This is a genomic window from Flavihumibacter sp. CACIAM 22H1, assembly GCF_001601815.1.
Lineage (GTDB): Bacteria > Bacteroidota > Bacteroidia > Chitinophagales > Chitinophagaceae > Flavihumibacter.
The window spans coordinates 13953-28458 of sequence record NZ_LUKG01000068.1; the positions used below are offsets into that span (position 1 = coordinate 13953).

Below are 14506 nucleotides of genomic sequence, written 5' to 3' on the forward strand. Positions count from 1 at the left end.
CTATCTTCACCGGATGTTATCGGATGAACATTTTATGAAACAGGCCCTGGTGCAGGCTCAACAGGCGTTTGATGCGGGGGAGGTTCCGGTCGGCGCGGTTGTGGTGATCAATAATCGTATCATTGCCCGCGGATATAATCAGGTAGAGCAACTCAATGACCCAACGGCGCATGCAGAAATGATTGCGCTGACGGCTGCATTCAGTTTTCTGGGCGCCAAATATTTACCGGATGCGGCTTTATATGTTACCGTAGAGCCCTGCCTGATGTGTGCCGGTGCTATTTACTGGAGTAAACTGGGTAAGGTGGTTTGGGGAACTGATGATGAGAAAAACGGGCATCAGCGAAGCACGGGAGCACAATCCCCCTTTCATCCCAAAGCAGTTATTCGAAAAGGCGTACTGGCTGCAGAGGCTGCTGAATTAATGAAGCAGTTTTTTCGGGAACGACGTTGATTTTTCGAGGAGGATTATTTAACAATCTCTTGTTAATCCGGCGGGGCAATTTCAGGTCTATTATGCATAAAACTCAAGGCCATGAAAAAAATGCTACTCCTTGTATTTCCTGTATTACTGGTACTTGCTTCCTGTACGCGTACCTATATTGATCCCCGGCCACCTATTGATGAATCCGTTTGGCTTGCAAAAGAAAGAGGGGTAGTGGTATACAGCGGATTTGATTGTGATTTTTTTGTGGTGGAAACCAGGTTTGGCTATAGTGTTCTTCGGGGCTGGGGTGGATTTACCCCGGTACGGGGAGCGGTCCTTTACGGAGATTTCAGCCGCTTTGGAGGGGGTTCTTTCTACAACCGTTCTGAAGCCTATATACAGCAGGCGAATGTGATTGACTATTGGCTGTCTTACTGGGATGCCCTGGACCTGGCCGACTTCGAATGTAGCTACTAGATGGTAGGATGGTATTAGAGAGGTGTCAGATACATGTTAGACATGTATCTGACACCTTTACGTTTAGTTTTGCGCTCTGGCCCATAGCCATTAAATTTGCTATTCCTTTCCGTAGCTTCTTTTTTTATTATTCAATTATAAATAACCATTCTATGGCATTTACTTTACCAGCGCTCCCCTATGCGCACGACGCTTTGGAGCCACATATTGACACGCAGACCATGCAGATTCACCACGGGAAACACCACCAGGCTTATGTTGATAACCTCAATAAAGCTATTGCAGGTACCCCGAACGAAGATAAATCCATCGAAGAACTGGTTGCTGCTGCAGGGGCCATTTCTCCTGCCGTTCGTAATAATGGTGGCGGACATTGGAACCACAGCTTTTTCTGGGAAAGCCTGGCCGCTAACGCCGGTGGACAACCGAGTGGCGCATTAGGTGATGCAATTACTGCTGCCTTCGGATCCTTCGACGCATTTAAAGAAAAATTTGCCGCCGCCGGTATGACCCGTTTTGGAAGCGGCTGGGCCTGGCTACTAGTGAAAGATGGTAAACTGGAGATCAGCTCTACCCCCAATCAGGACAATCCGCTGATGGACGTGGCAGAAGTTAAAGGCACCCCTTTATTAGGTGTTGACGTTTGGGAACATGCTTATTATCTCAAATACCAGAACAGACGCGCCGATTACCTCGCCGCATTCTGGAGTGTAGTAAACTGGTCCAAAGTAGCGGAGCGATTTGCGGCAGCTAAATAACTATTCATTTTACTAACCAAAGATCCCGCCCCGGGCGGGATCTTTATTTTAAAAGATACCATGAAAAAAATCATTTTTGCAAGCCTTGCAGCATTGGCGCTTACTGCCTGTTCAACCCCTCCACAAAAAAATGTGGTCGTAATGGCAAGTGGAAAATTCACTGTATCCCCTAATGGCGATGCCATCCAATTTGAACCTGGCACCCAGCACAACGAGCAGGTTATTAACCTGAAAGGCGATAAAATCACCCTTACCAACGCGGGCGCCAATAAAGAACTTACCGTAAGCGAACCGGGTGTGTATCTTCTAAACCTAAAAAACGATACCCTGATTGGCTCCTTACAGGCATTTGGCGATGCCAGCACCAGGGAAGGTCGAATTACCCAGGATGTACTAATGGAAAGAATGGATAGCCTACAGCAACTTATGCAGGGCACCAATGTAAGCGCGGAGAAAAAAAACCATTTCCTGGCTCCCGGCGATTTCAAAAAAATAAGCAGTAAAGACAATGCCATTATCGTAGGTCCGTTTCGGGGTATTCCTGCCTCTCTCTCCCCCGACAAAGACGGCGCTATTCCTGAAGTTTATAAATTCATTACCAATAAAGACGCCAGAGCAACCCTGGATCGCCTGACAAAGATGTTGAAGGAATGATGAAGGAAGAAGGAATTTGTTCCTTTGGTTGCATTGGCTTCTGATACTTGATTCGTCGGCCTTCTGCGCACCTGCCTGAGCAGAACAACAACTGACCCAAGTCCTACTGGTTGGCATAGCCGCCCCCGGTAGGGCTTTTTTTATGGCACCGGATCATGCCCACTGCCACCCCAGGGATGACAACGGGCAATGCGCCGAATGGTTAACCAGGCACCTTTAAGCGGTCCATATTTTCGAAAAGCTTCCAGTCCATATTGCGAACAAGTAGGGGTGAACCGACATTTAGGCCCCAGCAAGGGCGAAATCAGCCATTGATACAGTTTTATCAAAGCAATAAAAGGAAAACTGGCTATTTTCTTTAGGCGTTCAATCATTGTCCTGGATTCCATTTCTTAATCAAGCGCAAAAATGCAGCCTGTACCAATTGCTGGCAACGGGCAAAATCAGGCAGTTCCTTGCCTGTAAATAAAATAAAGAGATCGAGGTTTTTGCCGGCGTTTTCTACAACCTGCTGCAGAGGGATTTTGTGGAGCCTTACCGCCTCCCGCAACCAGCGTTTAATCTGGTTTCTATGCACGGCTTTTTTAAAATAGCGTTTACTAACACCTACCCCAATCAATAAGCTCGCCTTATCGGAAGAAGGGGAACCATGGTATACCAACCGGATTTCGCCCAGCGAAATTTTTTGTCCGGATAAAAACAACGCATCGATCTTTTTCTGCTGTTTAAGCCGTTCTCCAGCCTTTAATGTATATAGATGCTTTTTTTGCTGCATACTTGCTGCGGATGGGGGAAGTTACTCAGAATGGGTCAAAATAAAATTAGCTCTGACCCCTTTAAGGGAACAGAGCTAATTGCTATCATCGAAAACCGCAGTGGGCGGCTTACTTACTTCAGCTTGCTTTCAGAAGAAACAGAAAGTTTCTTACGACCCTTTGCGCGGCGACTTGCCAGTACCTTGCGGCCATTAGCAGTTTGCATACGCTTACGGAAACCGTGAACGGTTTTACGACGACGACGGTGTGGTTGAAATGTTCTTTTCATTTTACAGTTTTTTTACGAACTCAAAAATTTGCCACCTGTGGAGAGCCAGATAGCTGATTTCCAATCACATCGGGCCACCATACCCGCTTGTGTCGTGAAAGGGACGGCAAAGGTAATAAAATATTGGAAAATACACCCAAAATCAAAGGTCGATTTTCTCGGCAGTTATTGAAGCGCCGTAAAACCTGCTGGCATGCTGCTCAAAATCAAGCGCATCATCCGTTGTATAAAACCTGCGGGTGCCGGTTTTTGAAAGCCTGCTATCCATTTCAGGATGTCGTTTCAGGTAGTCGACCAGGCTGTCTGCCACAATTTTCCCCTGTGATATCAACTGTACCCCTGGCGGCAAAAAACGCCTGATCTTATCGGCCAATAAAGGATAATGGGTACATGCCAGCAACACCGTATCAATGGCCGCCGCTTTTCCCAGCAGGGCCTCCACGTGTTTTTTCACAAAATAGTCGGCGCCTTCGCCTGCATACTCGTTGTTCTCAACCAGCGGAACCCACATCGGACAAGCTTCCTGGTAAACTTCCAGCTCCGGGAAAAATTTTTCGATCTCAATTGGGTAGGAATTAGAACTTACGGTTCCTTTCGTTGCCAGGATGCCCACTTTGCGCGTTGTACTCAGCCTGCCTATTAATTCAGTCGTGGGTCGAATAACCCCCAATACCCGGTTATCAGGGGCTATCCCCGAAAGATCATTTTGCTGAATGCTTCTCAGGGCTTTTGCCGATGCGGTATTGCAGGCCAGCACCACCAGGGGGCAGCCCTGTTTAAAAAACCATTTCACACAGTCGAGCGTGTAACGATATACCGTATCAAAGCTTCTTGTACCATACGGTGCCCGCGCATTATCGCCGAGGTAGATATAATCGTACAAAGGCATGGCCTGAACGATTTCTTTCATCACCGTTAAACCTCCGTACCCGGAATCAAATACCCCAATAGGTGCCAGTTCTTTGTTCATGTATAGCCAAATATAACAAACGCCGGGATGCTATCCCGGCGTTCATACAGAGCCTGTGAAAAGTATCTTTATTTAAGGCCTAATTTCTTTTTAACCAGGGGTAAAAGATCATCTGCAGGTGGAGAAACGATCATATACTCTTTGGGAAGTACATAGGCATATCCACTTTCTTTGGCTACAGCCTGAACTGCATCCATGGCTTTTTTCTGGATAGGCTCACTCAGTTCTTCCTGGCGCTTTTGCAACTCCTGCTGAATACGCTGCTCTTCTCCCTGTAATTCAGTCAGTTTCTGCTGTAATTCTTTTCTTTTAACTTCTTTTACAGCAGCAGTCATTTTTGCTGAATCAGCATTGAATTTGGTAATAGCTTCGTTCAATGCGTTTTCTTTTTCCTGTGCACTCTGAATCAGGGCATCACGGAACTGCACCAGCGCAGAATCCGCTTTTTTTGCTTCCGGCATCAGTGCCACAATTTCATTAAAGCTGATGTAACCAATTTTGGTTTGAGCCTGTGAAGTCTGATTGAATGCTACCAATCCCAGCGCTACCATCAGAACGGATAAAACTTTTTTCATGCGACGTTTTTGTTACTTTAAGTTGTTTTCGGTTTGGTTTTAGTTGTCTTTGTTAAGCCAATTTAACTTTATTTAACACCTAATTCCCTAAGCACATCCTCGCTTTTGTCGAGCTTGGGGTCGGCAAATATAACGGTAATTCCTTCACTTCTGTCTAAAATAAAGTCGTACATCCGGGCCACAGCAATTTTCTGGATGGCAGCGTAAACCTTGTCCTGTACTGGTTTTACCAGTTCCTGCCGTTTTTTTAAACAGGTCTCCTTCGAACCCAAAACGCTGACGCTGAAGCTCCCGCACTTCTTTTTCCCGGTTAAAGATCTCATCTTCTCTTTTTTTCAGCAATTCCGGGCTCAACATTACTTTTTCAGCCTCATAATCCTTATATAATTTATTGAGCGCCTGTTGCTTAGAGTCAATTTCAGCCTGCCATATTTCACTCGTTTTATTCAGGGCCTCCTGGGCTTCTTTATACTCGGGCAACCTATCCAGTATATAACGGGTATCTACAATAGCATAACGTTGTGCCTGTACGGCTATTGCCGACAGCAGAAAAGCAACGCAACAAACAACCAGTTTTTTCATGATCATCCTGTTTATTGGTGATGAATTTATTATTCCGGTTCAAATCCAAGCATAAAGGTAAACCTGGCTGCATCCCGGAGTTTTCCATTAGGGGTAATCCGATCAAATCCTACGCCATAATCAAATCCAAGCAATCCGAACATCGGCAGGAAGAAACGCATACCCAAACCGGCACTGCGTCGAAGCTGGAAAGGATTATAGTCTTTATAATTGTACCATCCGTTTGCTGCTTCAAAAAACGCCAATCCAAATATGGTACTATTGGGGTTGGTCGAAAATGGATACCGCAGCTCCAGGGTATACTTATTAAAAATTGTAAAGAACTGGCTGGCAGAGGAACGATCCGGATTGATGGTGGGATCAGAATTATCATACACCGGGTACCCTCTATGTGCAATGATATCATATCCCAATAAACCAAAGTTATTGGTAAGCCCCGCATCGCCCACCTGGAAACGCTCAAACGGCGAGTAGTCGAGTTTGGAATTGTAGCGTCCCATAAACCCGTATTTGGCGGCTGCCTTCAACACAAACTGCCGACTTTTATCAGCCCCCATAGGTTTTCCTATTGGCACATACCATTCGCCCGTGAAACGCCATTTATGGAACTCAGGCAGCTCATACGGGTTAGCTGATTTAACCCTTCCCGGATCTATCAGTGAATAAGGTGGTGTTGCCTGCACACTGGCCATAAAGTTCGATCCGCTCTTCGGGAAAATCGGTTGGTCGATCGAAGACCGGCTCAATGCCAGCTTAAAGCTGAGGTTATGGGCCGTTGTATTATTTAAGCCAGGAAACAGGTTGGGATAATTCTGCAGTTTATATTGGGTAAAGTTCAGGGAATATACCAGCGTAAAGAAATCGTCTGGCCATCTTAACTGCTTACCCAATGCTACAGATACCCCCAGGGTTCTGAGAAAAGATGTATCACCGGCTTTCCGATCATATAAACCGGTAAACGGGTTATAGGAGTTCGCAAACCGGGTACTGTAAAAACTTACCGTAAAGGAGTTCCGGCGTTTACCGCCTAACCAGGGCTCGGTGAAGCTAAAGTTATAGGAGCGGAACTGGCGGCCGTTACTTTGTAAACGAAGGCTTAGTTTCTGTCCATCGCCCGATGGCAATGGGTCCCATGTTTTTTTGTTCAGGATATTTTTAATGGAGAAGTTGTTGAAGGTTACCCCCAGGGTTCCGGTTAACCCGATATTACCTCCCCAGCCGGCCGATAACTCCAGCTGGTCGTTCGACTTTTCTTCTACTTTATAGTTTATATCCACCGTACCATCATCCGGATTCGGCACGGGGTTGATATCAATTTTTTCCTGGTTGAAAAAGCCCAGGTTGGCAATTTCCCTGTTGGAGCGGATCAGGGCCTGGCGGCTGAATTTTTCGCCCGGAACGGTCCTGATTTCCCGGCGGATTACATGCTCCTTGGTTTTTTCGTTACCGGCAATATTTACATTTTTGATGGTTGCCTGCGGACCTTCGCGCATCCTTATCTCAAAATCTATGGTATCATTGTAAACAGCCGTTTCAATCGGATCAACGGAAAAGAATAAATAACCGTCGTCCATATACAAACCACTGATATCTCCCCCCTCCGGCGACATTTGTTTACCCAGTTTCGTGTTCAGTGTCTCCAGGTTGTAGATATCGCCTTTTTTGATGCCCAGCAATACATTCAGGATAGAATCCGAGTATTGCGTATTTCCTCTCCATGAAATGTTTCCGAAATAATACCGGCGCCCTTCATCCACTTTCAGGTCAATATTCAGGTTGCCTTTTTTGGTATAATACATGGTATCCTCAATTATAGCAGCATCTCGGTAACCGAGCGAGTTATAATATTCGAGGATTTTCTCCTTGTCTTCTATGTATTTGGTTTCATTGTATTTAGCGGAACTGAATAACTTGAAACGGAAATACGGATCCAGGAAATTACCGGTTTTGGTAACGGATAAAAACCCAAGGTCTTTCATGTATTCGGAGAGGCTCACCGGCTTTTGTACACCATAACTGCTTGAATCAACTTTTGGATAAAGGGTTAGGCGGGTGGTTTCCTTGGTGCCTTTCATTTTCTTTTTCAGCCGAAGCTCATTCACTTCCTCATTCCCAAAAAAGCTTACCTGGTTGATTCGAACCTTATTTCCTTTAGCAATGCGGAAAGTGAGTTGCTGTGTATTAACGAATGCAGGATCAGGGGTTTCTTCAATCGTAACTTTTGCTCCCTGAAACCCCTTTTCTACATAATATTTGATGATGTTTTCAACAGCGGTCCTTTTCATGTTCTCCGTAATCACTCTTCCTTTTACCAGGCCGGTTTTTCCCGACAGGTCTTCCTGTTCGGATTTTTTTACCCCTTTGAAATAAAAATTCGACAAACTTGGACGTTCTGTTACATTGATTTCAATATAGAGATCACGTCCTTCAACTTTTGTATAATAAATTTCTACATCAGAGAACAAATTCTGTTTCCAAAGGTTAAGAATAGCTTTGCTGATATTATCACTTCCGGGAATCACTACCTTATCCCCCACTGAAAGCCCGGAAATGGACAAGAGCAATGATTCATCGCGGTATTTTGTACCTGTAACGGTAATACCAGCAATGGTGTATTCCTTGGGATTTCTTGCGTTGGACAATTCCTCCAAAGCTGGATCAATAGCGGTAGGTCTTGTAGTATCTGGTTGTTGCGCCATCGCATTCCGTCCAATCAACATAAGCAGTAAAGCAACAACGACTATTCGTGAGTGCATCCAGTTGGTTTTAATAAAGTAGGCAAATTAAGGGGATTGTTTAAAAAAGCTTTGTTAAAGGGGCGCTTCCTGAATCTGGGCGCTGGTTTTTCCAAATCTTCTTTCTCTCTGCTGGTAATCCAGAATGGCTTCATATAAATTTTCTTTACGGAAATCGGGCCAGCGCACGTCTGTAAAATACAGTTCCGCATAGGCCAGCTGGTAAAGCAGAAAATTGCTGATCCGGTATTCTCCACTGGTACGGATCATCAGTTCAGGGTCGGGGAATTCACTGGTGCAGAGGTATCGTGCAATAAGTTCCTGGCTGATTTCATCCGACTGAAGGCGGCCTTCCTGTACTTCCCGGGCAATTTTTTTAACGGCTTCCACCATTTCCCAACGGCTGCTGTAGCTAAGTGCCATTACCAGTTGAAGGCCGGTATTAACCCCTGTCATATCCAGCGCCTCCTTCAATTCCTGCTGTGCATAATCCGGCAACATAGCCCGGTCTCCGATCACATGCAATTTTATATTGTTCCTGTTCAGTGTTTCCACCTCTTTCCGGATGGTATCCACCAGAAGTTCCATTAGTCCATTCACCTCTTTGGCAGGCCGATCCCAGTTTTCTGTGCTGAAGGCATATAAAGTGAGATACCCAATTCCCAGCTCGGCACATCCTTCCACAATATCGCGCACGCTTTCTACACCATGAAAATGGCCATAGAGGCGATCTTGCCCCTTTTCCTGGGCCCAACGACCATTGCCATCCATGATGATGGCAATATGACGGGGGAGTTTTTGCCGGTCAATTTTCGCTTCGAGCGAACTCATATAATCAAATTTCAGGCTGCGAAGGTACGGAAATTGCCGAACCTGCCTACAGGATTGAGGTGCCTAGTATTTGGGAGTGGGGCAACGGTAACTGGTTAGGTTAAAACTAACCGTAAACTGTGCCGTGATAAATTGGTCTTTCTGACCGGCATAACCACGCTGACGCCCCTCAATACCAATGATTTCGCCCACTTCATAACTCCGGTCCTGCAGCAAAAATCCGGGGGTTTGGGAACCATCCGGCAGCGGCGGAAACTTATCAGCTCCTACATAGGTAGTGCTGACATCATCGAGGTAATCGGTATTGGTAAAGCGGTGCAGCACCTCAAAACCCACATTTATTTTATCGTTTACTGAATATTTTACTCCAACACCAAAGGGGATGGCAAAAGCCATACTACTGTAAGGCTTCCGTTCAGGATAAGCAGCCGAGCCCTGCCCTTCCGTACCAAGCGGCCGTAAATAATATTTCTGACCGTTGAGGTAGGCATAAGGATCATAACTGAAAATGCTGGCCCCGATGGTTACATAGGGCGTAAAGCGATGATCCAGCGAACCCGGAACATATTTGAAAAAATTAAAATCTCCCTGTAAGGCCAGTTCCCAAATGCTGCTGTTAAAACTCAGGTTTCGCCTGCGTTGAAATTCATTATCGGAATAATATTTATCGGCATACCCCAATTGCGCAAATTGCCCGCCTACCCGTACCGCTATATAATTACCAAACTGCTTCCTGAAAAACACACCAAAAGCCAGTTTGGCCCGGTTTACCTTAGCAGAAGTATTCAGGTCGCCGAAATAATGGGCAGCACCGAGTGATACCCCTATTTCTCCTTCCTGGGTAATTGATTCCATCTGTGCACGGGCAGCGGAATGCAGGGTAAGTACTGCCACCAGAGGCAGGATAAGTTTCTTCATATTGCAATATAACGTATAAACAATACAGGATTGGATAAAGGAAATGCTAATTACGTGTATCCAATCCCCAGGACAGTTTGGTTCGTAAAGTGCTAAGAAAATTATTTTCATTCAGACGCACAATACTTACATCAAATTTCTCCCTTTTTACGGCTAATTGTATGTTTCTGCTAACAATTTCCCGACGGCTGTCCAGTGCGCAGATAAAATTATCCGACCGCGATTCTACTTCAAAGGATATAATATTGTCGTCCGGAACAATGATTGGCCGCACATTTAAATTATGGGGTGCTACCGGTGTTATGACAAAACTGCCCGACTCCGGAAAAACAATCGGGCCACCGCAGCTGAGTGAATAACCGGTTGAGCCGGTTGGAGTACTAACAATAAGGCCATCAGACCAATATGTATTAAGGAATTCCCCATTTAAATAGGTGTGAATTTTAATCATCGGGGAAATATCTGTTTTATGGATAGCAAACTCATTCAGCGCATAAGGCGTTTCGCCAAACAGGGATTTATCTGCATCGAGGTGGATGAGTGAACGTCGGTCAATTACAAACTGCCGGTTAACCATAGCAGCCACAGCGGTTTTAAGTTCTTCCTTACCAATGCTGGCCAGAAAACCCAGGCGACCGAAATTAATGCCTAATATGGGGATTTTTTTATGCCGCACCAGGGTAACCGTATCCAGCAGGGTACCATCCCCTCCCAGGCTAATTACAAAATCGATACTATCGTCCAGGTCGTCCGAATGACTGAAAGTGGAAAGTCTGTCCTGCTGAAATCGTACCGATGGGGCAATCTGTTCAAAAAAAGCCCGAAAAATAACCGGTTCAATCTGAAGGCTGCTTAGTTCATTGAACAAGTTCTGAATTTCCGAATAATCGTCCTGATCAATTACCCGACTGTAAATCGCCACTTTCATGTATCTGTTTTAGCCAGTGGAAAGATAGGGCATTAAAAATCATTCTTCACGTGAAAAAAGAAGCCGTTTTGTCCTAATTGATTGAAGCTGTATTCGAAACGCAGTACCAGGTCGTAGAGGGTTACAATATCAATACCGGCACCTGCGGTGGTCAGCAGTTTATTGTTGAGGGTATTTTCACGAAAATATTTGGAATAGGAATAGCCCAGGTCGGCATAGGTTTTGGCGTAGATCCGGAAGGGTACCCGGTCATGGCTCTGGCTTCGGATCGGCAGGGGAACCGAAAAATTCAGCACTTCCCGCCGGATCGTATTTCTTGTCATTCCACCCAGCACCCCGTCAATCACATATTTTTCCAATCCCCTCAGGTAAAAATCGCCATACCCCATGAGGCGGTGCTGGTTAAAGGGTTGTTTAAATGGCAGACGAATGGTACTGGTTAGTTGGGAAGAAAAAGAGGCTTTGTTGCCGATTTCCCATGCTTTGGTGGTTTTGAGGTTCAGCATCCACATGCCCACATCTGCACCCAAACCTCTTCGAAGCAACTGTATATCTGCCATAAATCCTCGGAGCGGATAAGCGGCATAGTCCACGTCCAGGAAGCTCATGCTATAACTCAATTCCGGGTAAAGGACATGGGTTTTGCCCGACTTGCTGATATAGTTATTATTTACCTCCCAAACAGCGCTGTCAATTTTACTCATACCAAAACCGGCGCGGAGTACATGGCGTGTTTTTAGTCCGGGGCGATAATTCCATTGCAGGGAACCGGTCATGGTTTCCTCCAGAAATCGACTGGCTTTGGGAATGGAATCGGCCCGTAGAAAAAACTGCTGGTTATCCACGGTTCGCGGGTTAACTTCCTTCATGGCCGAATAGTTAAAACTAATTCCATAGCCGCTTTTTAGCGAGCCATCCATAAAGGGCTGGTTATAGGAAGCCTGGATTTGCCTGGAATACCCGGTTATCAGCCAAAGTTTAAGCACATCGTTGCGGCCGGTTGTATTGTAATAATTGAGTTTGGCGCCAAAATTTATACGGTCCAGGCTATAACCTTTATCAGCCCAGGTTTGAAGGTTCCGGTCAATTGGTTTAAGATAGGGAATCGGGAAAAAATACCAGCGTTCTTTCACATCGATCTGCACGTCTACCAGGTAGCCTCTGAAACTCCGGAGTGATATCACTACATCATTAAACAGCGGGTATTTACCAATTGTTGCTTTCCGAGCCGGAACTGGGCCACTAATTGGTTCAACGCAACAGAATCGCCTTCCTTGAAGGGGAGTTCCCGTTTAATAATAAAATCCTTGGTTTTTTTATTGCCGTTGATATAGATCTTATCGATCATAAACAAGCGGCGGGGGGCTTCTTCTACCGGGTGTGCGCCAGGGGGACTAAGACCGGGTGCCGTTTTTTCCTCTTCCTTAATGGGTAATTCATTTTGTGCAGAAACACTGCCGTAAATACAGCAGAGAATGGCGAGCAGGGGGATTCTATATTTCCACACAATATTCATTCCTTTCGTTCACGGTGCCTATGAAAATACAGGATTCATCTAAAGAAAATAAATCAAAGGCCGTTTTTTTTAGAGATTGAGATAATTCATGAGATGGTCGTAATTATTCCGAAGCTCATTTTCATAGAGCTCTTCTCCAAAATAGTACCGAACCTGATACTCATACCGTTGAAAGGTGGCTACAATATCGGAAAGCTCGAACTTATTAAGTTTCAATGTAACGTATAATACTCCAAGATTATTATCAAAATAGGTATTTAGCTGGGTTATCTGGGCGTCATTGGTTTCAACAAGTTTAGAAATTTCTGAAAAAGCAAAGCTTCTTTTTTCCATTTCCAACACAATGATACCTCCCGGTTCATCGGCCCCGATCATATGGCCGGTGAATTTCAGCAAATCGGCCGCTGCTATGGCGCCAACCCATTGAAAACCGGTTTCTGTTACCGGAATTACGGCCAGGCCATATTCATTGGCAAGTTGTACTGCTTCGGTAAAATGACCTGTGGGGCCCACCCGAACTTTTGAAATAGAAGTAGCCAATGATTCCAGGGGCAAACTATCGTCCTCGCTGTTCAGCAGATCAGATTCAGAAATAAGTCCGAGGTAGATTTCTTCTTCAACAAGAGGTAAATGGATCACATTACAGTCGTCCATCAATTGCAAGGCCCGGTATATAGGGTCTTTAATCGACAATACGGGAAGGGATACCGATATCAGGTCCTTATTGATCACTCTGTTCGTTTATGTATAGACGTCAATTCTCAGGCAACCGCTGCCGGTGCATTAAGTTTCGTCAAAAATTTATGAAGAATTTTATTAAATTCTTCGGGCACTTCCATCATGGGTGCGTGTCCGCATTTATCAATGAAGTGCAATTCACTATTGGGAATCAACCGGTTAAATTCCCGGCCTACAAATGGCGGCGTAATGCTATCGTTGTTACCCCATACCAGCAGGGTTGGTTGTTTGATCTGGCTTAATTCTTCACCAAGGTTGTTGCGGATGGCGCTTTTAGCCAATGCTATAATTTTGATAACCTTAAGACGGCTTGTAGTAATATCATACACTTCATCCACCAGTTCTTTGGTAGCCATCTTAGGGTCGTAAAAAGTCAGTTCTGTTTTTTTGCGGATGTATTCATAATCACCCCGTTTTGGATAGGTATCGCCCATACCATTTTCAAACAAACCGGAACTGCCGGTAAGAATAAGGCTTTTTATGCGTTCGGGGTGTTTGAGTACATGTACCAGGCCAACATGACCGCCCAGGGAATTGCCCATCAAGTGGATATTCCTGTAGTCTTTGGCCTCAATGAATTTATAGACAAATTTCTCCAACCCTCCCACCGAGGTATGCAATATATCCAGTTCAAACAGCGGAAGCATGGGCACCACCACTTTATAATGATGGCGGAAATACTCTATCAGATCCCTGAAATTGCTCAGGGCCCCAAAAAGGCCGTGAAGCAGGATCAATGGTTCGCCCTCCCCTTCCTCGATGTATTTAAATTTATCCAGCTGTTTGATCTCGTATTGCATCTCTTCGTAAAAATAATACTTCCAATTAATTGCTAAAATAGGCCATTTACGCCAATAATTACCTGCCGTCAGGGGTGGAGAAACCTTCCAGGAATGCCCCAATCTGGCCCAATATATCTTTAAATACCGGAATTGCGGTAGCTATCCATTCTATTAGTGTCGGACCCCATGGTGCAAGTATAGGATAAGTAACAGAAGATTCCATTGCATCGGGCTGAATCAGTGAAAGTTTATCCAGGTAAAACAGCAGGAGCGACCAGGCAATTAAATAAATCAGCGCATAAAACACCACTCCTGCTCTTTATTCACCCATCCCAGAAAAGCCCACTCTGCCGTTGACTCCAATAGTTTACCCACCAGGTTAACAAGTAGCACTACCAGCACAAATACCAGCAAAAAAGCCAATAAGGGCAACCATTTTGCGGAAACATTTACTGTTCCTTCCAGCCATAGGGCCGTAACAGCCGATAATTTTACTGCAGCCAGCAGGCCCAGTAACAAGGCGGCAAAGGAAAACAATGCCATCACCAATCCATTCCGGATACCTTTATAC

Annotated in this window: 21 protein-coding genes; 4 read left to right on the forward strand and 17 right to left on the reverse strand. The window is 45.2% G+C overall.

Features of this window, described 5'->3' with window-relative positions; all coding sequences use genetic code 11:
- The 4 genes from A1D16_RS16260 to A1D16_RS16275 form a co-directional block, all read left to right on the forward strand.
- Positions 1–454, forward strand: a 454-nt coding sequence (locus A1D16_RS16260) for a nucleoside deaminase (RefSeq protein ID WP_366206932.1), incomplete at its 5' end; no start/stop codon positions are given.
- An 81-nt stretch (positions 455–535) separates the two neighbouring features.
- On the forward strand, positions 536–904 hold the full coding sequence (locus A1D16_RS16265; protein ID WP_290711410.1) for a hypothetical protein: 369 nt from the start codon (positions 536–538) through the stop codon (positions 902–904).
- 152 nt (positions 905–1056) lie between these two features.
- Complete coding sequence (locus tag A1D16_RS16270; RefSeq protein ID WP_290711412.1) at positions 1057–1662, forward strand: superoxide dismutase; 606 nt, start codon at positions 1057–1059, stop codon at positions 1660–1662.
- Positions 1663–1722: 60 nt separating this feature from the next.
- Positions 1723–2316: a lipoprotein gene (locus A1D16_RS16275; RefSeq protein ID WP_290711414.1), complete on the forward strand. Its 594-nt coding sequence runs from the start codon at positions 1723–1725 to the stop codon at positions 2314–2316.
- Positions 2317–2456: 140 nt separating this feature from the next.
- Here A1D16_RS16275 and yidD read toward each other — a convergent pair whose 3' ends face one another.
- The 17 genes from yidD to A1D16_RS16360 all read right to left on the reverse strand — a co-directional run.
- Positions 2457–2690: a membrane protein insertion efficiency factor YidD gene (yidD, locus tag A1D16_RS16280; RefSeq protein ID WP_290711416.1), complete on the reverse strand. Its 234-nt coding sequence runs from the start codon at positions 2688–2690 to the stop codon at positions 2457–2459.
- A complete protein-coding gene (gene rnpA, locus A1D16_RS16285; RefSeq protein ID WP_290711418.1) occupies positions 2687–3091 on the reverse strand; it encodes a ribonuclease P protein component in 405 nt (134 codons plus the stop codon). Before rnpA ends, yidD begins: the two co-directional genes overlap by 4 nt.
- 113 nt (positions 3092–3204) lie before the next feature.
- Positions 3205–3360 carry a 50S ribosomal protein L34 gene (gene rpmH, locus A1D16_RS16290; RefSeq protein ID WP_214459837.1) on the reverse strand — a complete coding sequence of 52 codons (156 nt, stop codon included), beginning with the start codon at positions 3358–3360 and terminating at the stop codon, positions 3205–3207.
- Positions 3361–3502: 142 nt separating this feature from the next.
- Complete coding sequence (gene murI, locus A1D16_RS16295) at positions 3503–4330, reverse strand: glutamate racemase (RefSeq protein ID WP_290711423.1); 828 nt, start codon at positions 4328–4330, stop codon at positions 3503–3505.
- Between the two features lie 68 nt (positions 4331–4398).
- Complete coding sequence (locus tag A1D16_RS16300; RefSeq protein ID WP_290711425.1) at positions 4399–4905, reverse strand: OmpH family outer membrane protein; 507 nt, start codon at positions 4903–4905, stop codon at positions 4399–4401.
- Between the two features lie 68 nt (positions 4906–4973).
- Positions 4974–5087: a hypothetical protein gene (locus A1D16_RS16305; RefSeq protein WP_366206935.1), complete on the reverse strand. Its 114-nt coding sequence runs from the start codon at positions 5085–5087 to the stop codon at positions 4974–4976.
- Entirely contained in the window at positions 5050–5487 is a 438-nt protein-coding gene (locus A1D16_RS16310) for an OmpH family outer membrane protein (RefSeq protein ID WP_290711427.1), read from the reverse strand. The genes A1D16_RS16305 and A1D16_RS16310 overlap by 38 nt, the downstream gene beginning before the upstream one ends.
- A 29-nt stretch (positions 5488–5516) precedes the next feature.
- Positions 5517–8243, reverse strand: coding sequence for a POTRA domain-containing protein (locus A1D16_RS16315; protein ID WP_290711429.1), 2727 nt, complete (start codon positions 8241–8243; stop codon positions 5517–5519).
- A 54-nt stretch (positions 8244–8297) separates the two neighbouring features.
- Positions 8298–9053 carry an isoprenyl transferase gene (locus A1D16_RS16320; protein WP_290711431.1) on the reverse strand — a complete coding sequence of 252 codons (756 nt, stop codon included), beginning with the start codon at positions 9051–9053 and terminating at the stop codon, positions 8298–8300.
- Between the two features lie 63 nt (positions 9054–9116).
- The gene (locus tag A1D16_RS16325; protein WP_290711433.1) at positions 9117–9971 is read right to left on the reverse strand and encodes a DUF6089 family protein; all 855 of its coding nucleotides are present in this window, start codon (positions 9969–9971) and stop codon (positions 9117–9119) included.
- Positions 9972–10017: 46 nt separating this feature from the next.
- Entirely contained in the window at positions 10018–10899 is an 882-nt protein-coding gene (locus A1D16_RS16330; protein WP_290711435.1) for an NAD kinase, read from the reverse strand.
- Between the two features lie 32 nt (positions 10900–10931).
- Entirely contained in the window at positions 10932–12083 is a 1152-nt protein-coding gene (locus A1D16_RS16335; RefSeq protein WP_290711437.1) for a hypothetical protein, read from the reverse strand.
- Positions 12083–12415: a POTRA domain-containing protein gene (locus tag A1D16_RS16340; RefSeq protein WP_290711439.1), complete on the reverse strand. Its 333-nt coding sequence runs from the start codon at positions 12413–12415 to the stop codon at positions 12083–12085. The genes A1D16_RS16335 and A1D16_RS16340 overlap by 1 nt, the downstream gene beginning before the upstream one ends.
- Before the next feature lie 69 nt (positions 12416–12484).
- Entirely contained in the window at positions 12485–13147 is a 663-nt protein-coding gene (locus tag A1D16_RS16345; protein ID WP_290711441.1) for a CBS domain-containing protein, read from the reverse strand.
- A gap of 29 nt (positions 13148–13176) precedes the next feature.
- Entirely contained in the window at positions 13177–13953 is a 777-nt protein-coding gene (locus tag A1D16_RS16350) for an alpha/beta hydrolase (RefSeq protein ID WP_290711442.1), read from the reverse strand.
- A 58-nt stretch (positions 13954–14011) separates the two neighbouring features.
- The gene (locus A1D16_RS16355; protein ID WP_290711452.1) at positions 14012–14242 is read right to left on the reverse strand and encodes a hypothetical protein; all 231 of its coding nucleotides are present in this window, start codon (positions 14240–14242) and stop codon (positions 14012–14014) included.
- Positions 14227–14506, reverse strand: a 280-nt coding sequence (locus A1D16_RS16360; RefSeq protein WP_290711444.1) for a CvpA family protein, incomplete at its 5' end; no start/stop codon positions are given. The genes A1D16_RS16360 and A1D16_RS16355, both read right to left, overlap by 16 nt.